Here is a 20,287-nt window from a genome sequence, read left to right as displayed (position 1 = left end):
CCCACATATTTCCCAGTCTTTGTGCACCTTCAATTCTATCTTGAACACATAATATATGTACCCGTCTCCTCGTGATACCCCACCTATCGACATCTTCTCGAGCTGTAATATAGTCCACCGTACTTATTTCTTAGACCAAAAGACAGTTACATACAAAAATCTATCCCTTCTTTTACTGCCACCGGCACATAGCGATTAGGCAGCGCTTTAATTGCTTCATCATACTAACATCGTGCATGTGCCCAGCAGCTAATCAGAGTAACATCCGATAGACCGTTGTAGCCGGCGTAGCCGTCAACATGTAGTTAAACCTTAAAACCTGTCAAGAACTGGTACGGGTGTTTGCTTGCCCGTATCCTTTGGTAATCAAAGAGGAGCAGAAATAATTTTATTACTGTCCGAGGTATTTCAAACAGCAGTTTATATCTATAGTGGAAAAGCCAATATCGTAGCACCGTCAAATTTGTTTTACCACCGTGGCATTCCGCCGCTAAGTACAGAACCACGCAATAAAGTAACCAATTTAGAACCATACCATGTAAATGAGCATATTCCAATACATAAAACCATTTAATATATCTATTACTTCTTATTCTAATACATTTAAATCATCATAAGCGTCATCTGATCTATCACGCCGAACGCTGTTACCCTTATGCATTTTTAGCAATAAAAAGAAGAAAGCCGGGAATAATATCCACAGCCATCTCCGGCAGAACCCTGCATGGCGCTCGGGTTGCTCCCCAGCATTGCCCTATCCTCCTTGAAGGTAAGAGCTAATATTAAGCCTACCAAAATCATATCAAAATAATCCAATTACACAAGGATATGGACATACCCTAGTTGCTAATGCTTTAATTCACCAAATGGTCCCAATTCTCCTTTTATAAAATAAAAAATCTATCTAGCATCACGTAACGTATATACCTCGCCCGTTTCTCTTTCAATCCACGCCCCCGTGCGGGGGGACCGCTTCCGTTATAAACCCCTGTCACACAAGGGTTTATAACCTTAATTTCGAACATTAAATATTTATCTTGTTTTATACTCTTATTTACAGAAAACTTGGCATAATTGCCCATAAATAAACTTTTGCGACAGTTTCTAAACCTCCGCCCCCACTTTTAAAATAATATCGAAATCAAGTTTCCGACCCAAGATATATTTTAACCACCCTTGGCCTTCCATGTCCCAAAACCAGCGCCACTTCCTTCTGCGCTTTTATCTTAGAAATTCCATGCTCTAACCTTTTACGATATTCTTCTCTGGCGTAAGTATGCCTTAACCCATGGAACGTTATATTTGTTCCCTTTTCCCTTGCGCCCGACACCTGACATTTACCCCTATGGTCCCTGATAAAATTTTCAATTGAATCTTTAACAAGATCAGTCGCTTTCCCCTGGGAACAAACAGCTTGTCAGTGTCTTTTTTAACATTCGCAATTGTGTTTATTAAAACCTGCTTTGCTTCCTCCCGTAGTGGCACATCTCTTACCCTGCCACCCTTCCCTTTAATAGTAATAACCCCTGAATCAATAAACTTCTGTGCCATCTTTTTATTAATCCGCAAACATTCGTGAATTCGCAGGCCGCTATTCCTGGCCAATCGCATTACCATTTCAACATCAGTTCGTCCCAGTTGCTGTGCTTTATCCAGCATCGCCCGGTACTCATGTTCCTCCCAAGCCCTATCCAATCGCCCATCCGGTGTAGACTGAAACTTTTCATTACCGGAAATCCGGTGCCGGGCGTTGGGAATATACTTATGGAATATCCTGATAGCAGACAAGTCATTTTTTATCACCTTTTCCGTCCTGCCAGACTGCCGTCGATAGTTAACAAATGCATCAATATGTTTATCGCTGATATTTCGCAGATTCCTCATCTTATATTCCTTAGCACAGAAAACAGTAAACTGCCTCATTCTGCTGCGGTTTTTAAATAACGTATCCTTGGAACAATAACAATCCTTCATAGCACTTTTAAATATCTTTTCAAACTGCTGCCAAAGAGGTTTAAAAGCGGCCGGAACGGCATCATGTTTTTCATTACCTTTTCCATGTGCGGTCACGTAAATCACCATCCCCCAGGATTAATTCATTTGAAGGCAAATTGTATCGCCTAAGCGGTATTTGCTTATGCCAAAATCTAATCGTGGAGATATCTGTTAGAATTGTATTTTCCCTGATTCTATTTTCCCTCCGCCATTCAACAAAAGCCCTAACTTGTGTAGGGCGAATGAAACCAATATCATCCAATTTAAATTTTGTGCCGACGAACTTTAAGAACAACTTAAATTGATGAAATCTAACCCTCCGGGACTTTTTCCAACCTGCATTGCTGGAATGAAAAATACTTTCCAACTGCTTAATTAACTTATCAACTTTATCATTACCGGTCATATTAATACCGGCCCTGGCCGGAAAACCCATTCGAACACCCCTTTTCGCAATAGCAATGCTAGCCTCAAGTATCATCACACCTTTTTTGTACTGAGACCAAACGCGGTAACCCGCGAAAATCAAACCAAACGTGGTCGAAACCCGACCCCGTCACAACCTGCCTTATCAGGCATGTTGTGACGGGGCAAGCCCCGTATCCATACGCCGCCAGCGGCGTTAAACATTATCGTCTTACGACGGTCCTTCTGCACTACCACGGCATGCCTGATAAAGCACGTCGTGGTAAAACAGAAGGTATTGTCAAGGTTCGCTTTCGTTAAGCACCCTAAGCCACGTAACCTTCCCCTGGAAGGCAACCAACCCTACCGGGTTGGTCAGTGGCGACAGGCTGCACCCGCATATACGGGCGTCCGTAAAACGTCGGACATAGCCTGCTTGTATGACTCTAATCCTTATTTAAAAGACCAACCACTCCGTGATTACGAGTCATTAAGATGGCAACTCCGTTGCCCTGTGAATCCTGCCCATTGCAGGGATGCCTGGCCAATCTTAGACCAGGTAACTTAAATACCAGGTAAGCATTTCTTAATTGTTACAGTGAAAGATAGCTCCGTTGACCCAATGGTCGGTGGTTCACTCCCCTTGAAGGGGTGGCCCGGCATGAGCCAGGCCAATGCAACAGCCTCCTAAACCTAAACGTCAAGCTCCGTTACTACTTGTGTTTTTTCTAATAACATCTCCAATCGTGCCTTTTCTTCCCTTACCTGTGCTAATTCCTCACGGGTTTTTGCCATAGTTTCGAGGAGCCGGGCTACTTCATCCATATATTCTCGTTGTGCTTGTAAAACCGCCCGCTCTTTAGCAAGTTCCGCTTTCTCATTTGCACGGGCTAGATCATCGTTTAACTGTTTCTGTATTCTTTCAGTTTCCTGCTTGGCTTGGCGTAATTGATAAATCAGGTCCTCTTTTTCCTTACTTAACATTTTTTCTGATTGCTGCCGGTATTCATGTACCTGACCAGCCAGTTGCTCTAATTCCTTTACACGTTCTTCCGCTGCGGCAGCAGCTTTTTCCGCAATTACTGCCAGCTTTGTTGATTGCTCCTGAGCCTCCTGCGCCCGAGCCAAAGCTTCGCGCATAGACTGTATTTCTTTTTGTGCATTTTCACGGGCCAGTGCAGCTTCGGTCTCTACATTATTTACTCGTTCATTAGCCTCCTGGCTAACCTTTTCTGCTTGCGCTTGGGCATCTAAGGCCTAAGCCTTGGCCTGCTGGGCATCATCTAAAGCCTGCTTAATCCGAATGGCATCCGCCTCCTGGCGATCCTGGGCACCCTTAACGATAGAAATATATATTTCCTCTATCCTGGCCAGGTGATGGCGCAGGTTTTCAAGCTCCTTTGATTCAGCCATGCTTTCCCGGGCCAGGGTAGTTTCATAGGTAGTAACCAGTCTACTTAAAAATTCCTTGGCTGTTAATCTGGACTGTTCAACTAGCTCAGCCAGCTTATCTTTGGTCTCAATATCCACCCGCACAGAAAAAGTAGCATCCGCCGCCATGTAAACATTACCCCCTTAAACTTACTAACGTTTACCCATGCAAGCATGTAAACATACTGTTTACAAACTAATTAAGCATTTCAAGCTCAGCCTCACACAGCGGACATACCATAGGGCGATTTGAAGCCGCAAGTGTGAATGTTGCCTCGCAGCGCGTACACTTATAAACTCGGACATCTTTAACACTTGTTTTGACGGCATTCCAGCATTCCAAAAGAGGCCCAGCCACATGTAGAATTTCCTTTTCGATAACCTGCTCGTCGCCGGTACGTAGGGCACCAAGAAGGTGCCCCATATGCTCGGCGGCTATGATGCCCCAATCTAGCGGTTCGCGCTGGTCGTCTGCTTCTGTATCCCCATGTGCTTCGCGGTTTAGTTGCTGTTGCCTAAAACTGCTTTAATAAAGCTTTCAGCTTCTTTTAATGTCATTTAACACAAACCCCCATATCATTGATAGTTATTTTCCCACGTCCCACAACGGTCGCATTCTTAATACCAAGGCATTCCATATACTCGGTTACTCCGCTTATTTCTAAACCGTATTCCCTATCGTAATCTCTACGGTAGATTTCCACACCGTCGCAATCAGAGCATTCCGCAGCGGTAATATCTTTCAAAACTGTTTCTTCGTCTGGTGCCCCATTGAAGGGCACCCGTACTCTTACGGTTATATCTACATCAATAAATGCAATTTTCTCGTTTACATGAAACACATCATAACCCCCTCCTTACATCAAACCTCTAGCTTTAAAGCTTACAAATTTGTTATCTCCGATTACTAAATGATCCAACACCTGAATCCCGACAATTTCACCTGCTTCAACCAATCTCTTGGTTACCTCTATATCCTGACGGCTGGGCGTGGAATCACCGCTGGGGTGACAGTGTACAAGTATAACCCCGGCGGCGCTACGCCGAATAGCCGCTTTAAACAGCTCTCGCGGGTGGATAGGCGAGGAATTTAACGTGCCAATAGAAATCGTTTCCTTGGCCAGGACTTGGTTTTTAGTGTTGAGTAGTAAAGCACAAAAGTGCTCCCTGTCCAGATGCCGCATTTCTTCCATTACCAGTGCAGCAGCGTTTTCCGGTGATTTTATACATGGCCTATCCCCTGGCACAAACCGAGCCAGGCGGCGAGCCAGTTCAAATGCAGCGGCTAAACGTATCGCCTTATCCCTGCCGATCCCCGGTAAGTTCATATATTCTTCAATTGTCATGCCTGCCAGTGTTCGAATCCCCTGCCCTAAAAGGTACTCTAAGGTTTCATTGGGCACATTACCTAAAACAGATACAAGAACACTTGCTAATGAGATTTTTCGATCCCCCAAACTCCGCAATTAATTCCTCTCTGTTGCCAAACTTTTGCACTTTTGCAAAGCTTGAACGATTGAGCCGCTTTTTATGACCGGTGCTGTGTACCAGCTCATGAAATAAAGTACTATAATACTCTTCTGGCACCTTATAAAGATTTAACAGTTATATAGCAAGCTGCATGCGAGTATCAGCAGGGTCATTTAAAACAATAGTGCAAAGCAATGGTGCACAAGCATATTTACACAGGCTGAAAGCGGGTATTGTTACCTGTAAGTCATGGATCACGGCGGCCAGGCTGCCTATAGCCCAAACATCGGCAAAATAAAAAAGCGGCACTGTTACCGGTAAACTCCCCAGCAATAGCGCAGCTTTTTTATGGTTTTTGACCCATTTGAGTATTGAGTCTTTTATGCGATTATGGTTTAATGGCAATTTGAGGCCAGTTGGCCCGCGCATCTGGTTAACACCCAACCGCAGCACCCCCTATCCCTTTTGTCGACACGACCCGTACAGCTATTTCATCCTGCAAACCCATAATTTCCAGGATGCTTTTGCTGATATAGATTATACCCAGCTCCCCTATTTCCGTAATATCCTCGGTAAAACGGATTTTTTTAGTTGTCTCCTTTTCGTATACAAATCTGGTTGCATACCCGCCGGTCGAAAAATCACTTTTTTTCGGTGCCAGCTGTACGATTATTTCATCGCTAATGTTCATTTTGTCCAGTAGTGAAAGGGGCAGGTACAGCTTGCCAATGCGGTCCATATTGTCTCTAAAGCAAACTTTACGTTTTGTTGTTTTAAATAAACGCATGATAAACTCCATTGTATTTTTTCTCGGCATATTGATTACTCCTTTACTGTGAATTGAAACTCTACTTTTCCGTCTTGCCAAGCGTTAAAACTGCATTAAAACTTTTACCGGCTTTTGATTTAAAACCCTTAATTAAAGCGGTTTTACCACTGGTTAATAATTGTTGAGCCTGCTTAACGCTAATGCGTTTACCGGCTATCTCTTTCCAGATAACTACTTTGCAGCCTTCCTTGTAGCCGCTGCAACTTATGCCAAATTATCACAGCCAACTGCTACTTCCTCACCCACCGGGCATGTCGGCCGGGCACTATACAGTCAATCATACCTTCATTTTTTAACACGGCCAGTACCCTGTGAATGGTCGGCCGGCTTACGTTTGGACAGGCTGCTTCTATATCTTGTATGGAGAATTCTCCTTGAAAACGCAGGATAGTTTCCATGACCAGGTTAGTTTTAGTCCCCCGCTGGTTTTCAGCCAGATTTACCCGTTCTTCAAATTCCTTATACGCTGCTAGCAAAACTCCCAATGAGTACTCCATCCAGGGCATGGGATCATGTTCACCGTCATGCCAGTTTTGGGAGGATTTATATAGCGCTTCATAATAAGTTTCTTTACTAACTTCGGTAATTCGCTCCAATGAGACAAATCTGCCAACTTCAAAACCGGCCTGATATAAAAGTAATAAAGTCAACAGTCGGGACATGCGGCCATTGCCGTCAGTGAACGGATGAATACACAGAAAGTCCAGTATAAAGGCAAAAATCAGCAACAGGTCATCTACTTCTTCGCTGTTGCGATATGTATTAAAGCCAAAGCAAAGTTCCTCCATAGCTTGGGGAACTAGAAAAGCTTTAACTGGCGTAAACCTGACCTGCTTGGTACCGTCAGGCATGGTTTGTTCAATTATGTTATCAGCAGCCTTCCATCTCCCGCCTGACCGGGGCAGGTATCTATACATATCCCGGTGTAGCTGCAAAATAGTTTGTGGCTTGACGGGTATATGGGGAGCTGATGTATGTATTGTGGCCAGTACATCCCGGTAGCCTGATATTTCGGCTGCACTTCTATCCCGTGGGGTAGTTTTTTGGCTCATTATTTCTTTAAGCTGCTCGTTTGATACCTTTATGCCTTCGATGCGATTGGAAGACTCCGTACTTTGTATAGCTGCAATTTCCTGTAATGTTTCTAAAACTTCCGGAGATTGTTTCCGGTGCAGTTCCTGTCTGCCTTTGTATTCATTTATTTTGGCAATGGTCTTGATTATCCGCATGGGTATTTGACCTAATTTTCCTATTGAGCGCAAAGCCCATCACCCCGTTTAAATATAATCATGTTGTATTTAATATTATCATAATGACCATTTACATGATTATATTTTACCATAATATACTATAATATTATACTACATAACCCCCTTGTATTTTTTCTTGGCATTTTTCTACTCCTTTGATATGAATTGAAACTTTATTTTCCCGTCCTGCCCAAGCGCTAAAACGGCATCAAAACTTTTACCGGCTTTTGATTTAAAACCCTTGATTAAAGCGGTTTTACCTCTTGTTAATAATCTCTGGGCCTGCTGAACACTAATGCGCTTGCCGGCTATCTCTTTCCAGATAACGAATTTACAGCCTTCCTTGTAGCCGGTGCAGCTGTAACTTTTAGGTGTTTCGGTAACTTCTTTGCCGCATAGCGGGCACTGGCCCAGGCTGACTTTTTTACCGCTATTGTTGTCGGTGAACAAGAATTCCACTTTGCCGTTATTAATCTTCAATGCAGCATCAAACTTTTTGCCGGCTTTTGAAGTGAAACCCTTTATGACACCGGTTTTACCTTTCTTCAGTAGAGTTTTAGCCTGACTTTGGGTGATACTTTTACCGGCGATTTCTTTCCAGATAATAAACTTACAGCCTTCTTTGTAACCGCTGCAGCAGTAGCCTTTTTTGCCCTCTATCACTGCCTTGCCACAAAGAAGACAGCTGCCTAACGCTTCACGCCTTGTTTGGACCTGATTGCTGGCTATCTGGCTGCGGGCTAATTCAACTATATTAGCTGTTAACTGTTTAATGCCGTTCATAAATTCCCCGGGTTCAGCCGTTCCGGCTTCTATATCGGCGAGTGTTTTTTCCCATTGGCCGGTAAGTTCCGGGTTTTTGATTATTTCCGGTACCAGGTCGATTAGTGTTTCACCTTTTGCGGTGGGAACTAAAGTTTTCTTGTGGCGCTCAATGTAACCCACCTTGAGCAGGCACTCAATAATAGCCGCTCTGGTAGCCGGGGTACCCAGGCCGTGCTCCTTCATGGCCGCTTTCAGTTCTCGGTCTTCCAATAGCCGACCGGCTCCTTCCATGAATGCCAGCAGACTGGCTTCAGTATAACGTTTGGGAGGTCTGGTTTCTTTTTCCCTGATTTCTGTTTTGGTGGTTTGGACTTGTTCACCCCGGGTTAGTTCAGGTATTACACCGGTATCTTCACCTTCATCGAGGTCATTTTTTACGCTTTCGTATACCGTCTTCCAGCCCTTGTCCAGTTCCATTTTACCGGTGGTAAGAAACGTTTCACCAGTGGTTTCAGTTATCACTTTAGTTTGCTTATACCTGGCTGGTGGGAAAAAGATAGCCAGAAACCGACGTGCCACCAGGTCATATATTTTACGTTCGTTCGGTGGTAGGTTATCCAAAACCGGCTTGATATTCGTAGATATAAGCGCTGTATGGTCGCTCACTTTACCGTCATCTACGTAACGCTTACCCGGGCTGTTGGCCGCCCTGGCTGTGATAGTATATGGCTCATATTCGGTAACGCTGGCTAATGCAGACAGGCGGCCGGGAATGGTTTTAGCTAGTTCCCTTGTTAGGTGGTGGCTGTCCGTGCGGGGGTAAGTCAATAACTTCCTGGCCTCGTACAGGGACTGCGCAAGTTCCAATGTCTTGGCTGCCGCCAGGCCGTATTTTTTATTGGCTTCTTTTTGAAGGTCGTTAAGGTTAAACAAAAGCGGCAGGAGCTCTGCTACCTCTTTTTCCTCTACCCCCCAAAGAACTTGTTCAAATTGTCTTATGACCATTTCCCGCTCTGATTTTAATAAGTGGTTATACGGCCTGGCACGCAAACGGAAAATAGCAAATGCTTCTCCTTTATCGTTAAAAACAATATTATTTTTAAAAGCTACTTAATTAAAGTTTACAGTGGAATTTATTTTTGGAATCGTACAGGCAGGGACCTAAGAGGCATAGGTGTTAAATGGAAAGACCCTGATGAATGGAAAATGGTCCAAAACGCGCATCCATCTATAATCACACTGGAAGAGTGGGGAAAATTGAAGCAAATTAAAAAAATAAGAACCCAAAAATCACGTGGACCTTCCAAAATTGAATCCAGCCGATGGCTGTTTACAGGATATAATGCCATCGGTGAAATAATGTTTGAGTGTCTAAATTGTAATTCAAACATGGCAAGTGGCCAATCGAAAAGAATTTATAATTACTATATATGCTCAGGTAATATAAACCAGGGCGATGCTAAATGTAATGCAAAGTGTTTCGTACCTAAAGAATGGTTGGAGGATAAAGTTATTAATGCCATAAAAAGCCGGTTTAACCCAAAATATATTGATATACTTGTAAAAGCTATGAACAATGCAATAGATGAAGAAAATTCAGATCAATTAATGGCTATTAAGCATCTCGAAAAATCACTTACAGAAAAAGAAAAGGCTATACAAAATATAATTAACGCGCTTACGAAAGTTGAAAATCCTCGTGCCATAGAAACACTTACCAAACAACTTGAAAACATCGAGCAAGAAAAACTAGAGTTGGAAAATGATTTAGCGCAACTTAAAAAAGATAAGCCCGATGGGAAAATAGATAAGAAAATTATACTTCAGTTAATTGATAACCTCGATATTGTAATGAATGAAGGTTCAAACAAAGAAAAAAGGGAAATTGTTCGAAGGTTTGTCCGCCGGCTAGAACTAGATCCAATTGAAGGAATTGTTAATGTAATATTTTGGCCAGACCCGTTCAGCCAGGATCAAGAGCGGCTAAAACTCATAAAAAAGAACAACCCCGGAGCCTCTGACGAGGGTCCGGGGAGTTATGAAATGGGTTGGTGCCGGAGACCGGAATCGAACCGGTACGATCATTGCTGATCGAGGGATTTTAAGTCCCTTGCGTCTGCCAGTTCCGCCACTCCGGCAACTCATTGAAGCATATATAATTATATTTTATATCTAACCGGATGTCAATTAGAACATTACCCCACAACATGTCTTTTTGTCCAAAGAAAAAATACCCCGGAAGGAAAGTCATCACCGGATGTTTAATATAAATATCAATAAAAGGAGTGAACCCGTATGCATAAATTATTGGCTGTCCTTACAGTCATCATCACCATTATCACTACTGTGCTGGGGCTGGCTGCCTATGTAGGAGTTACGGGCGCATATAAATATCATTTGATTGCAGGCCTTCTAACTCTGGTAGCGGCACTTGCCGCCTCCCACCAGTTATATCACGGCAATATGGGTAGAAAATAATCAAAAACTTTCTAAATATTGCACATCACAGGTTAAAATGATATCCTGTTAGGGAACATTATAGGAATAGAGGTGAGGCACCCTTGCCCAACCCGAATCCCATAGGGATATTTGATTCGGGTGTGGGAGGTTTATCGGTATTGAAGGAAATCCGCCGCCTGATGCCGGGTGAAGACCTTCTTTACTATGCCGATTCCGCCCATTGTCCATATGGAATAAAACCACCGGAAAACATACGCCGGCGGGCGAGTAAAATTACTCAGTTTTTAATTAGCACCAAAGCCAAATTAATAGTGGCCGCATGCAATACCGCGTCTATAGCTGGTTTGGATGACCTGCGTCAGCAGTTTCAAATACCCATTGTGGGGATGGAACCCGCCATAAAACCAGCCGCCGAAATCACTCGCAATGGTAGAGTAGGCGTATTGGCCACAGGTGTTACCATTAACGGGGAGCGTTTTAATTCCCTTTTGACGCGCTTTGCCAATGGCATTGAGGTCATTAATGTACCCTGCCCGGGTCTGGTGGAGCAAGTGGAGATGGGCCAACTGGACTCACCGGAGACTGCTGCACTGCTGCGCAAGTTCTTGAACCCACTCATGCTGAGCGGAGTGGATACCGTGGTACTGGGCTGTACTCATTATCCCTTCCTGCGCCCCCTGGTAGAGTCCATCATGGGCCCCGAGGTGAATGTAATTGATTCCGGTTGCGCAGTGGCCAAAAGAGTGTACCAGGTTCTGCAGTCGAAGGACCTGCTGGCGGATACCGACTTCCGAAGCGGTACGGAAACTTTTTATACCAGTGGCAACCCGGACCTGGTTAGTCAGGTTATCAGGCATTTATGGGAAAGACCCAATTTAACAGTAGCATACATAAAACTATAAGCCCGGTTGTTAAACCAGGGCTTTTATTTTTACTCTATTACTTGACCTTCCACGTCTATGGTATCACCCACCCAATTTTCATAATTGTTTTTTTCATAATAGTCCGCAGCCATATGCCCAATCTTACGACATACAAAATAATTAACCACACCCGAGATAACCGCCCCCAACAAAGGTATCACTTTTAGGACTGACCGCTGGGTGGTTCGAATACCAAGGGCTAGTAGCACCTCGCGAACCAGGTTTGTAAAAACCTGGTTCTGCATTTGCTGCACCGCCGTCTTGCCAATGGTCTTGCCAGCCGCATCTGCGCCCACAGCGGAAGCCATCACCCATAACGCCTCCCGGGAAACTCCCGGCAAATATAAGTCTCGACCATAAACAGCGGACATCTCCAAAACCATTTCCGCCGTAAAGTACCCCACTGCTGCCACGTCAAGGGCCGTACCTCCCACCAATGTAGCCAGGGTACCGATAACGGGTATCGCGGCAGGCAAAGCTGTAACTGCGCCACTGGCAGCACAAAGTCTGCTTCTCCGGGCAATAATCAGCTCACACAGCTGCCGGTTGGTTAAATCCGGGTGCCGCTTGCGCAGTTTTTCAACATTACGACGCACTTCTTCTTTATTCACCAGGGTAAATGGATTAAACATCATATTTTAGCACCATTCTTTATATGGATTAAAATCATATTTTGCACACCATACTTTATAATAGAACATTTTAAATGTATTTTAGTTCTCCAATTGCCGAAGCAAAACCAATACATTTATATATTACATGATATTTATCGCCCATTACCAGCTGCTGGACATATTTTACATTTTATGGTAATTTGTTAATGTCAAGCCATTTACTTGGACCAGAAAATAGTTACCCCTCGTCGGTGATTGGCAGTCACGGAGCATTGTGATGAAAATCCGTTTTTATGATGGTTGTAATTAAATGATCATGGCTGTTAGGAGGTCTTCAGTACTTGAAAAAAATTGCTATCTATGCCCTATTAACTGTTTTTCTGTTAACCAGCGCTGCGGGTATCAGTGAACCACTAAAAAAAAATATTCAAACGGCAACCGATTACTCGCTGCTGCAAAATCAAATCACCGGCTATTTGGACAAACAACCGGGTATTTATGGGCTTTATTTTATTGATGTAAAGTCAGGCCAGGAATTTGGCTATAACTCTCATACGGTATTTCATGCTGCCAGCACATTCAAGCTGCCCATGAACCTTTATCTTTACCTGGCAGCGGATCACGGTCAAATAAACCTTGCAGAGCAACTGCTTTTTACGGACAAACACCTGGAGGGAGGCACCGGCATATTGCAAAATAAATCACCAGGTGAAAGCTATGCCGTAGCCCAGCTGGCCGATTACTCAATATTATACAGTGACAATGTAGCCACCAATATATTATTGGACCGCCTGGGCAAGGAAAACGTGAAAGAATTCATGCGATCCATGGGTGGACAGGTAGTGGATAATGAACAAAATATCACCTGCCCCTATGATTTGGCTTTGTATATGCGACAGGCTTTGCATTTTGCTGGACAACCGGCAGGGGAAAAACTACTCAATAATCTATTTGATAATAAACTTAAAGACCGTATTCCCGCGCCCCTGCCACCGGATATCAAAGTTGCCAACAAAATAGGCACTTGGCCGCCAACCAATACCTATAATGACGTCGCGTACGTCGCTCACCCGGAACAGCCCTATATACTGGTGGTAACCTGTAAAGATACACCTGGTTATGGTGAGGCACTAGCAGTTATTCATCACCTTTCTAAACTGGTGTACCGTTTCCAAGTCAAAGGATCGGTCTGACATAGTTTTTAATTCAACGCACAAGATGTTTACTAAAAACTTAGCAGAGTGCTGCTGAAGTGTAAACATGGTTAAATTGCAATTTATATAGAGGTTGATTATGTTTAAATTTTATGCTATTATAATTTTTGTTCATTAAAAATATATAAGGGCGTGTAGCTCAGCGGGAGAGCATTGCGTTCGCAACGCAGGGGTCGGGGGTTCGAATCCCCTCTCGTCCACCAAAAGGCCGTTAGGCCTTTTTTTATATATTCATATTAACACATTTAAAAAACTATATCACCTGCCCTATATTGCCATCAGCAAGTTGAAGTATTTTAAAGTGCCGTCAAACCTGTCGGTTAAAATACCCTCCTTTGTCACTTGTTTGACAGAAATAAACTAATGTTAAACATATAATTAAATAGTCAAGATACTCCCAAAATTTTAAATGATACTCCTCTTCCAACGTTCCTTAAGAAGGAGCGTTATTTTTTTGCCCCGGGACCATAACCTTGTCAAATTCTCCATCCTGGGCTAAAATGGAAGGAAAATGCCGGGAGGTTTTTTATGTACTGGAAAAAGAAAGGCCCTGATAACACAGATTCAACAATTAAGGCAGCACTGGTCAAGGCTGAGGAACTAAATATTCAACATATCGTAGTGGCCTCAAGCAGCGGGGACACTGCCCGCAAACTGGTTGAATCTGGTCGCCGGGTAGTATGTGTCAGCTACCACGTGGGTTTTGACGGCCCGGGCAGCAGGCGCATGAGCGATGATACCCTTGCTGAGCTTAATCAAAAAGGTATCCGGGTATTATTTACCACCCACCTGCTGGCCGGCGTAGATCGAGCCATACGCAACAAATTCGGTGGCGTTTACCCGGCCGAAATCATGGCCCAGACCCTGCGTATGCTTGGCCAGGGGGTCAAGGTATGCGTGGAGATCAGCGGTATGGCATTGGATGCCGGGCTAATCCCCCATGGGGAGGAGATAATAGCCATCGGCGGCTCGGGCAAAGGTGCCGATACCGCTATGGTCATTGCACCAGCCCATTCCAACCATTTTTTTGACACTAAAGTCAAGGAAATTATCTGCAAACCCAGGGAAATCTAATTGGAATGAAAATGGATATCCAATCGTAATGCTCAGTGCCCACATCGATTGGTATCTATTTTTTTATCAATTTAAAAATTACGCCTTAGTGAAAATGATATCTACATACGACAAATTACTAATCTTCTTTATGCAACATTTCTTCCTCCATGTCCATAACGCCTGCCTCCTCGAAAGTAACCATTTCATCCAGCACCCGGCAGGCGGCGTCTATAATATGCATAGCCAGGGCAGCGCCTGTACCCTCACCCAAACGCATACCCATATGCAGCATGGGTGTTAATCCCAATAATTCCAGCATTAACCCGTGCCCGTGTTCCCCTGATAGGTGGGACGCCAGCATATAGTTTTTGGCCTCGGGCTTAATAGCAGCGGCAATCAACGCGGCAGCAGCGGTAATAAAACCGTCCACCAGCACCGGCACCCGTTTCGAGGCACACCCCAGCACCACACCGGCCAGGCCGGCGATTTCCAGGCCACCAACTTTGGCCAGAACATCTACCCCATCAAACGGGTTGGGGCGGTTAATTTCCAGAGCCCTGGCTACGGCCTGGCGTTTTTTCTCCAGCACTTCATCATTGATCATAGTGCCCCGGCCGGTTACCTCACCGGCGGAGTATCCCCCCAGCACCGCCAAAATAGCACTGCTGGGTGTGGTATTGCCTATACCCATATCACCCAGGGCCAACAACGTGGCACCCCCCGCTATCTCAGCCAACGCTACATCAATACCCACTTCCAACGCCGCCACAGCTTCCTCCCGGGTCATAGCCGGTCCGGCGGCTATATTACCTGTACCTGCCCTTACCCGGCGTTTTAGCACTCCCGGTATATCCACATCCGCCGCAACACCTACATCTACCACCGTTATGGAAGCACCGGCATGCCGGGCCAGTACGCCAATACCGGCCACTCCTTTAATAAATGTAGGCAGCATTTGCCAGGTAACATCCCGGGGTGCCGCACTTACCCCTTCATCTACTACGCCGTGGTCACCGGCCATCACTATAACAACACGCTTACCAATATGGGGACGTGGCTGACCGGATATACCCGCTAGCCTGACTGCCACCCGCTCTAGCTGACCAAGGCTGCCCGGAGGCTTAATTAAGTTATCTAAACGTTCCTTTGCTTTGGCCATCGCCTGTTGATCCAGTACTCCAATTTTATTGACGGTTTCTGTTAACAACATTTTTAACCTCCCGTGCTTGTATTTAAATAAAAAAGTTCACAGTCTTAACGACCGTGAACTTTGCCATCATCCACCGATATACTCTCCAACATAAGAGTCTACCGCACAGCAGGCAGGTCTCCTGGCTTCCGGATCAACACCTCAATCGCCGCCTTCCCGATGGTATCATCAGTGGCCTTGTGGCGCAGGCTACCCGGTTACAGTGGCGGGACCGCCCGGGAATTACACCCGGTTCCCTATTCTCCCCCATCAAGGGGGCACCTGCTGATTATTTACTTTAAAAAAGTTGTTATTATGATTACCCTGTCGGCTATGTGAGCAGTCAACCCAACACCTTTTGATAAATAATTCAACGCCAGTTAAAACATTCCTGCTTTTTAACTTAATAAATAATTTTTTTATCGCACGGCGTATTTATTGATATCAATGCCGCGCCGCTTTAGCCATTCCCCAACAAGTCCAGTAATCACCAGGGGTTGTTGGGCCAGTGCAGTCGTATGTTGAGCACCAGTAAGCATCATTATTCGGCGCAGGTTCGTTATTAATTCATTAATAAATATAATTAACCTTTCCGGCCCCTCTCGCTTCAACACCCGCAAAAATGGCCCCGCCATTGCCACCAATGAGGCTCCGGCAGCCAGTGCCTTGGCCATGTCCTCAGCGGTACGCACACCCCCCGAAGCCACCACAGATATGCCCTTACCTACACTTAGCGCCTCCAGCAGGCTAACGGCCGTTGGTATCCCCCAATGCTCCAATGAAGCGCAGTTTTTACCACCGCGCATCCCTTCAATGGCTGCAAAGTTGGTGCCGCCAAAACCACTGACATCTATATAATGCACCCCGGCATTAGCCAGAGCCAGCACTGTCTTCCTCGCCATTCCACAGCCTACTTCTTTGACCAGCACTGGTACCGGCAAATTCAGAACAAGGTTTCTGATATTTTCCAGGGCACCACTGAAATTAACTTCTCCCTCACGCATCACCAGTTCTTGGTTTACATTGAGATACAGCTGAATACCGTCAGCTTCAATCATGTTTACGGCTTCCAGCGCCTCTTCCAGGGTACAAAAAGCACTCAAGTTAGCAAGCAACAACCCCCGGGGATTTTCCTCCCTGGCCACGCAAAAAGTATTGCGCACCGCCGGGTCATCCAGCGCCGCCCTCTGCGACCCCACAGCCATGGCAATTCCCGTAGCGGCGGCCGCTTTGGCCAGCCCCCGATTGATTTCCAGCACACCGGCATGCCCGCCGGTAATGGCATTAATCATCAACGGAGCACTTAATTGTTTGCCCATGAAGCTACAGGAAGTGTTAGTCTTGTCCCAATCAAGTTCAGGCAGCGCATTATGCACCAGCAAAAGATCTGCAAACCCGGATTGGTCCAATACCTCCGGCAATTCCATCGCATATTTAATATGTTCGAGTTTCCTCATCTGTCTGGTAATAACCAGCGCCCCCCAACAGCTATTTTACCGGCCTGTCAAAATAAATATTTTTACTAGTGGCGGATATGGGAATGGCACAGACAATGGCACCCTTGACCAGCCCCATTTTTTTAGCCACCGCCGCCGGCCGGTACATGACCCGGTTATCAACATTTAATATGCCCGCCGTTTTCGCCGCCGATCCAATGGCAATACCCAGATCCATCACCCTCCAGGCACAAAGCGGCCCCTCAAAATCCGGCCCCTGCCGGCTTTCCAATTGGGCGCATTTATCCTGTCCGCAGGCACCGCAATCAAGACCCAATGGCTGATTTTCTCTCAAAGACACAAACAATACTGCATCAGAATGCCGGATGTTCTCCGCATCCCGGTCAAAATTAATCTTTCCGGTTTCCCGTCCGAATTTATCCATCTCATCGGCCAGCCTGCGCAGATCATCACCAGCCAGTACCTGTATGTCCAAATAATCTTGTCCCAAACTTTTGGGCGCAGTCCTGGCGGCCACCGCCATAAGCCCGGCTACCGTTTGCATAATACCGGACAACTTAAAACGCCTCCCACTACCCTAACAGGGCATTTTTCTATATCATACCACATGCCAATATCGGGATTCAAAACAATCCACATTGCTGGCCAGCTCAATTATTTATTGAAAATATCACATCCGTGTGCCATGGTTTGCGCTATAATACGTATAATACTTTGCACAGGGAGATAAAAGCATGCAATTTCCAACAATGCAAGATATCAAATTGACTTTTCCCCATCACGCCCTGCCCGATGTGGCTAGAGCGGTAAGAGAGCAGCTGATGCATAGCAACTTAAAAGATTGTCTAGTCCCCGGACAGCGCGTTGGTATAACAGCAGGCAGCAGAGGCATCAATAACATTGTCACTATTTTAAAGGAAGTTATCACCTATATCAAAGAACTGTCCGCAGAACCGTTGATCATTGCTGCCATGGGCAGCCATGGCGGGGGTACGGCCGATGGTCAAAAAGCCATACTAAGCTCCCTGGGCATTACCCCGGCTGCTATTGGTGCGCCAGTATATACCGGATCTGCTTGCCGGCCTGTAGGCAGTTTAGAAGACAGCGTCCCATTGTATGCTACCGAAATCGCCTGTCAATGTGATGCCATTATTGTAATAAACCGTATAAAGCCTCACACCTCTTTTCACGGCCCGGCCGAAAGCGGTTTGCAGAAAATGCTAGCAATAGGTTTGGGCGGGCCTCGGGGTGCTAAAGCGATACATAGCTTTGGCGCACGTTTGCTGCCCCGGCTTATCCCCTCAGCAGCGCGGATAATCATGCAAAAATTGCCTGTGGTTATGGGCCTGGCCATCTTAGAAGACGCCCATGAGGATACCATGCAGATAGTTGCACTAAAGCCCGATCGGTTTGTTAGCGGAGAACAGCAGTTGCTCTCCAAAGCACGGTCAATTATGCCCTGCCTTACTATCGACCACCTGGATTTACTAATTGTAGAATATATAGGCAAAAACTTTAGCGGTACCGGTATGGATACCAACATTATTGGCAGGATGCGCATTCACGGAGTTCCAGAACCCACCAACCCGGATATTCAGCGTATCGTAGCCCTGGATATCTCAAAGGAATCCGGAGGTAATGCTACGGGTATCGGCCTAGCGGATTTTACCACCCAAAGACTGGTTGGTAAGATTAATATGGAGTCTACTATATTAAATGTGATGACCAGTACCTTCATCCAGAGAGCCATGCTTCCCATCACCCTGCCCGATGACCGTGCGGCTATAAGCATAGCTTTGAATAGTATCGGTAATATACCACCTGCCAGCGCGCGGGTGATGCAAATAAAAAACACCCTACACCTGAACATCATGCGCGTGTCAGAAAACCTGTTGCCCGAGTTGCGCGACAACCCGCTGGTGGAAACTACCGGTCCATCCATAACTATGCAATTTGATGGTTATAACAACCTATTGCGCCTGCCCTGATATTCACTTCCACCGGTTGCACATAATCGCAACGTAAAACTTAGATTAAAATTTAAAACGTTCAGCAAGCAAATGCTCTGCTGAACGTTCTTAATTGCACCATAATTCACACTCATTCATATAATATATTTCACAAGCCAGTATGCACTTACCCCCACATAGCTTATTGCACAGGCAAAAATATAATTAATAATACCCTCATTGACATGGCTAGGATGGTCCGCACGGCACATTTCCACTCTGGCTAATTCTGCCTGTAAAAAAGGATCTTCCAACCAGCGTACCGCCTTGTTTTCCTGTTTAATCGCCGGAGATTCCCTTAAATTACCCATACTAATAACCACAGCCACTACCCGCCCCCTCCCTTCGCACCATATACCATTTATACCATTATAATTTCCGGGCAACAAAAAATCAATTACTTTGTGAAATATTTTATTAATTATATGGCAGTTGTTGCTTAAAAAAAAAGCCCCCGACCGGGCTTTATCTGTCAACTTAATCATTTTGTTGCACAATATAGTTGTCATCCAATATGTGCACCTTCCATACCTTGTGCACCCACCACCAAATCGTGCACTTCAGAAAACAACTCATTGACCCTGATCATACCAACCAAACGGTTGTTTTTCTTTACCGGCAGGGTGCCTAGTTTGTGTTTAATCATGGCATGTACCGCCTTAATTAACGTGTCGTTGGCATCCAGGGCAATAACATTAATAGGGTGCATAATATCTTTAATACTTTTTCGAGCTTCGGAAACACATCTTTCGGTAAATAACCCCTCCCAAAAGGTAGGTACAGAAAGATGCTCCGCTTTAGCAAAAAATGGTTCAAGGGCCTGTAATACAGACCTGAAAGTAACCATACCCAGTGGGTTGCCGTAATCGTCGCTTACAATAACCGATCTATGTCCCTGCCCGCCAATATTGCGCTGGTAATAACCCCTGTGCAATACCTTAATAGCATCCGCAACTGTACAATTATGCGATACGACCCTATAATTACGCACCGGAATCATTATATCACTTACTTTTTTTTCTGATTGTTCAGACACTTGAATTACCTCCTGAACACGAGAAATCCTCATCCATGCAGCTTAAGACTGGCCGCAATAAACAAAATAAAACATTAGCTCAGTACTGCAATGGTCGCACAGGATATTCAACCGTTTAAATGGCACTGCCTACTTGCAAAAGCATTATTGAAAAAAAATGGAACCGTATCTAATCACGATTCCC

General features: G+C 45.1%; 24 protein-coding genes, 2 tRNA genes, 1 pseudogene and 1 riboswitch. Of the genes and pseudogenes, 7 read left to right on the top strand and 20 right to left on the bottom strand.

Annotation, left to right across the window (positions count from 1 at the left end):
* Positions 1–152: 152 nt before the first annotated feature.
* The 13 genes and pseudogenes from DESGI_RS25630 to DESGI_RS06920 all read right to left on the bottom strand — a co-directional run.
* A pseudogene (locus tag DESGI_RS25630) lies at positions 153–380 on the bottom strand (IS66 family transposase); the annotation flags it as partial.
* A gap of 916 nt (positions 381–1,296) precedes the next feature.
* Positions 1,297–2,070 carry a tyrosine-type recombinase/integrase gene (locus tag DESGI_RS06960; RefSeq protein ID WP_006522759.1) on the bottom strand — a complete coding sequence of 258 codons (774 nt, stop codon included), beginning with the start codon at positions 2,068–2,070 and terminating at the stop codon, positions 1,297–1,299.
* The gene (locus tag DESGI_RS06955; RefSeq protein ID WP_006522758.1) at positions 2,048–2,431 is read right to left on the bottom strand and encodes a site-specific integrase; all 384 of its coding nucleotides are present in this window, start codon (positions 2,429–2,431) and stop codon (positions 2,048–2,050) included. The genes DESGI_RS06960 and DESGI_RS06955 overlap by 23 nt, the downstream gene beginning before the upstream one ends.
* A 662-nt stretch (positions 2,432–3,093) precedes the next feature.
* Positions 3,094–3,540 carry a hypothetical protein gene (locus DESGI_RS25625; RefSeq protein ID WP_006522757.1) on the bottom strand — a complete coding sequence of 149 codons (447 nt, stop codon included), beginning with the start codon at positions 3,538–3,540 and terminating at the stop codon, positions 3,094–3,096.
* A gap of 117 nt (positions 3,541–3,657) precedes the next feature.
* On the bottom strand, positions 3,658–3,960 hold the full coding sequence (locus DESGI_RS25620) for a hypothetical protein (RefSeq protein ID WP_006522756.1): 303 nt from the start codon (positions 3,958–3,960) through the stop codon (positions 3,658–3,660).
* Between the two features lie 425 nt (positions 3,961–4,385).
* On the bottom strand, positions 4,386–4,673 hold the full coding sequence (locus DESGI_RS06945) for a hypothetical protein (RefSeq protein ID WP_006522755.1): 288 nt from the start codon (positions 4,671–4,673) through the stop codon (positions 4,386–4,388).
* A gap of 15 nt (positions 4,674–4,688) precedes the next feature.
* Complete coding sequence (gene radC / locus DESGI_RS06940; protein ID WP_006522754.1) at positions 4,689–5,297, bottom strand: RadC family protein; 609 nt, start codon at positions 5,295–5,297, stop codon at positions 4,689–4,691.
* Positions 5,236–5,418 (bottom strand): zincin-like metallopeptidase domain-containing protein, encoded by a 183-nt coding sequence (locus DESGI_RS24455; protein WP_245561161.1) that lies wholly within the window; start codon positions 5,416–5,418, stop codon positions 5,236–5,238. The genes radC and DESGI_RS24455 overlap by 62 nt, the downstream gene beginning before the upstream one ends.
* Positions 5,419–5,436: 18 nt before the next feature.
* On the bottom strand, positions 5,437–5,745 hold the full coding sequence (locus DESGI_RS06935) for a hypothetical protein (RefSeq protein ID WP_006522753.1): 309 nt from the start codon (positions 5,743–5,745) through the stop codon (positions 5,437–5,439).
* The gene (locus DESGI_RS06930; RefSeq protein WP_006522752.1) at positions 5,735–6,118 is read right to left on the bottom strand and encodes a hypothetical protein; all 384 of its coding nucleotides are present in this window, start codon (positions 6,116–6,118) and stop codon (positions 5,735–5,737) included. The genes DESGI_RS06935 and DESGI_RS06930 overlap by 11 nt, the downstream gene beginning before the upstream one ends.
* A gap of 31 nt (positions 6,119–6,149) precedes the next feature.
* Positions 6,150–6,272 carry a topoisomerase C-terminal repeat-containing protein gene (locus tag DESGI_RS25615; protein WP_245561192.1) on the bottom strand — a complete coding sequence of 41 codons (123 nt, stop codon included), beginning with the start codon at positions 6,270–6,272 and terminating at the stop codon, positions 6,150–6,152.
* An 88-nt stretch (positions 6,273–6,360) separates the two neighbouring features.
* Complete coding sequence (locus DESGI_RS06925; protein ID WP_015617934.1) at positions 6,361–7,392, bottom strand: Fic family protein; 1,032 nt, start codon at positions 7,390–7,392, stop codon at positions 6,361–6,363.
* Between the two features lie 135 nt (positions 7,393–7,527).
* Positions 7,528–9,150 (bottom strand): DNA topoisomerase, encoded by a 1,623-nt coding sequence (locus DESGI_RS06920; protein WP_006522750.1) that lies wholly within the window; start codon positions 9,148–9,150, stop codon positions 7,528–7,530.
* A gap of 21 nt (positions 9,151–9,171) precedes the next feature.
* Here DESGI_RS06920 and DESGI_RS23685 point away from each other — a divergent pair, with 21 nt between their 5' ends.
* Positions 9,172–10,236 carry a recombinase zinc beta ribbon domain-containing protein gene (locus tag DESGI_RS23685; RefSeq protein ID WP_006522749.1) on the top strand — a complete coding sequence of 355 codons (1,065 nt, stop codon included), beginning with the start codon at positions 9,172–9,174 and terminating at the stop codon, positions 10,234–10,236.
* On the opposite strand, the gene DESGI_RS06915 is transcribed toward DESGI_RS23685, so the two are convergent.
* Positions 10,195–10,283: transfer RNA gene (locus tag DESGI_RS06915), tRNA-Leu, on the bottom strand. The genes DESGI_RS23685 and DESGI_RS06915 overlap by 42 nt on opposite strands.
* 157 nt (positions 10,284–10,440) lie before the next feature.
* On the opposite strand from DESGI_RS06915, the gene DESGI_RS06910 reads away from it, so the two are divergent.
* Positions 10,441–10,623: a hypothetical protein gene (locus DESGI_RS06910; protein WP_006522748.1), complete on the top strand. Its 183-nt coding sequence runs from the start codon at positions 10,441–10,443 to the stop codon at positions 10,621–10,623.
* Positions 10,624–10,706: 83 nt separating this feature from the next.
* The gene (gene murI / locus DESGI_RS06905) at positions 10,707–11,507 is read left to right on the top strand and encodes a glutamate racemase (protein WP_006522747.1); all 801 of its coding nucleotides are present in this window, start codon (positions 10,707–10,709) and stop codon (positions 11,505–11,507) included.
* Between the two features lie 29 nt (positions 11,508–11,536).
* Here murI and DESGI_RS06900 read toward each other — a convergent pair whose 3' ends face one another.
* Complete coding sequence (locus tag DESGI_RS06900) at positions 11,537–12,163, bottom strand: EcsC family protein (RefSeq protein ID WP_006522746.1); 627 nt, start codon at positions 12,161–12,163, stop codon at positions 11,537–11,539.
* A gap of 320 nt (positions 12,164–12,483) precedes the next feature.
* Here DESGI_RS06900 and DESGI_RS06895 point away from each other — a divergent pair, with 320 nt between their 5' ends.
* The 3 genes from DESGI_RS06895 to DESGI_RS06885 all read left to right on the top strand — a co-directional run bounded on the left by DESGI_RS06895 (position 12,484) and on the right by DESGI_RS06885 (position 14,430).
* Complete coding sequence (locus DESGI_RS06895; RefSeq protein WP_006522745.1) at positions 12,484–13,335, top strand: serine hydrolase; 852 nt, start codon at positions 12,484–12,486, stop codon at positions 13,333–13,335.
* A gap of 149 nt (positions 13,336–13,484) precedes the next feature.
* Positions 13,485–13,559: transfer RNA gene (locus DESGI_RS06890), tRNA-Ala, on the top strand.
* A 325-nt stretch (positions 13,560–13,884) separates the two neighbouring features.
* Positions 13,885–14,430: a pyruvate kinase alpha/beta domain-containing protein gene (locus tag DESGI_RS06885; RefSeq protein WP_006522744.1), complete on the top strand. Its 546-nt coding sequence runs from the start codon at positions 13,885–13,887 to the stop codon at positions 14,428–14,430.
* A gap of 118 nt (positions 14,431–14,548) precedes the next feature.
* Here the strand turns inward: DESGI_RS06885 and cobT are convergent, their stop codons facing one another.
* From cobT to DESGI_RS06870, 3 genes are all read right to left on the bottom strand, one after another.
* Positions 14,549–15,622 carry a nicotinate-nucleotide--dimethylbenzimidazole phosphoribosyltransferase gene (cobT, locus tag DESGI_RS06880; RefSeq protein WP_006522743.1) on the bottom strand — a complete coding sequence of 358 codons (1,074 nt, stop codon included), beginning with the start codon at positions 15,620–15,622 and terminating at the stop codon, positions 14,549–14,551.
* 94 nt (positions 15,623–15,716) lie between these two features.
* Positions 15,717–15,902: riboswitch (cobalamin riboswitch) on the bottom strand.
* Between the two features lie 118 nt (positions 15,903–16,020).
* Complete coding sequence (fni, locus tag DESGI_RS06875) at positions 16,021–17,058, bottom strand: type 2 isopentenyl-diphosphate Delta-isomerase (RefSeq protein ID WP_006522742.1); 1,038 nt, start codon at positions 17,056–17,058, stop codon at positions 16,021–16,023.
* 31 nt (positions 17,059–17,089) lie between these two features.
* Entirely contained in the window at positions 17,090–17,614 is a 525-nt protein-coding gene (locus DESGI_RS06870) for a ferredoxin domain-containing protein (protein ID WP_006522741.1), read from the bottom strand.
* Between the two features lie 178 nt (positions 17,615–17,792).
* On the opposite strand from DESGI_RS06870, the gene DESGI_RS06865 reads away from it, so the two are divergent.
* The gene (locus tag DESGI_RS06865) at positions 17,793–19,046 is read left to right on the top strand and encodes a nickel pincer cofactor-dependent isomerase, group 22 (protein ID WP_006522740.1); all 1,254 of its coding nucleotides are present in this window, start codon (positions 17,793–17,795) and stop codon (positions 19,044–19,046) included.
* A 116-nt stretch (positions 19,047–19,162) separates the two neighbouring features.
* On the opposite strand, the gene DESGI_RS24450 is transcribed toward DESGI_RS06865, so the two are convergent.
* Positions 19,163–19,396: a hypothetical protein gene (locus DESGI_RS24450; protein ID WP_157872743.1), complete on the bottom strand. Its 234-nt coding sequence runs from the start codon at positions 19,394–19,396 to the stop codon at positions 19,163–19,165.
* A gap of 176 nt (positions 19,397–19,572) precedes the next feature.
* Entirely contained in the window at positions 19,573–20,103 is a 531-nt protein-coding gene (locus tag DESGI_RS06855; protein ID WP_006522738.1) for a CBS domain-containing protein, read from the bottom strand.
* Positions 20,104–20,287: the final 184 nt, after the last annotated feature.

Source organism: Desulfoscipio gibsoniae DSM 7213 (assembly GCF_000233715.2).
In the GTDB taxonomy this organism is placed as follows: domain Bacteria; phylum Bacillota; class Desulfotomaculia; order Desulfotomaculales; family Desulfallaceae; genus Sporotomaculum; species Sporotomaculum gibsoniae.
This window is presented reverse-complemented; position numbering and strand designations above follow the sequence as displayed.

Bases quoted from the DNA above. Each gene is read 5' to 3' on its own strand.
- DESGI_RS06955 (WP_006522758.1), bottom strand. From the start codon at position 2,431: ATGGGTTTTCCGGCCAGGGCCGGTATTAATATGACCGGTAATGATAAA.
- DESGI_RS25625 (WP_006522757.1), bottom strand. From the start codon at position 3,540: ATGCGCGAAGCTTTGGCTCGGGCGCAGGAGGCTCAGGAGCAATCAACA.
- DESGI_RS25620 (WP_006522756.1), bottom strand. From the start codon at position 3,960: ATGGCGGCGGATGCTACTTTTTCTGTGCGGGTGGATATTGAGACCAAA.
- DESGI_RS06930 (WP_006522752.1), bottom strand. From the start codon at position 6,118: ATGCCGAGAAAAAATACAATGGAGTTTATCATGCGTTTATTTAAAACA.
- DESGI_RS06920 (WP_006522750.1), bottom strand. From the start codon at position 9,150: ATGGTCATAAGACAATTTGAACAAGTTCTTTGGGGGGTAGAGGAAAAA.
- DESGI_RS06910 (WP_006522748.1), top strand. From the start codon at position 10,441: ATGCATAAATTATTGGCTGTCCTTACAGTCATCATCACCATTATCACT.
- DESGI_RS06900 (WP_006522746.1), bottom strand. From the start codon at position 12,163: ATGATGTTTAATCCATTTACCCTGGTGAATAAAGAAGAAGTGCGTCGT.
- DESGI_RS06885 (WP_006522744.1), top strand. From the start codon at position 13,885: ATGTACTGGAAAAAGAAAGGCCCTGATAACACAGATTCAACAATTAAG.
- cobT (WP_006522743.1), bottom strand. From the start codon at position 15,622: ATGTTGTTAACAGAAACCGTCAATAAAATTGGAGTACTGGATCAACAG.
- fni (WP_006522742.1), bottom strand. From the start codon at position 17,058: ATGAGGAAACTCGAACATATTAAATATGCGATGGAATTGCCGGAGGTA.
- DESGI_RS06865 (WP_006522740.1), top strand. From the start codon at position 17,793: ATGCAATTTCCAACAATGCAAGATATCAAATTGACTTTTCCCCATCAC.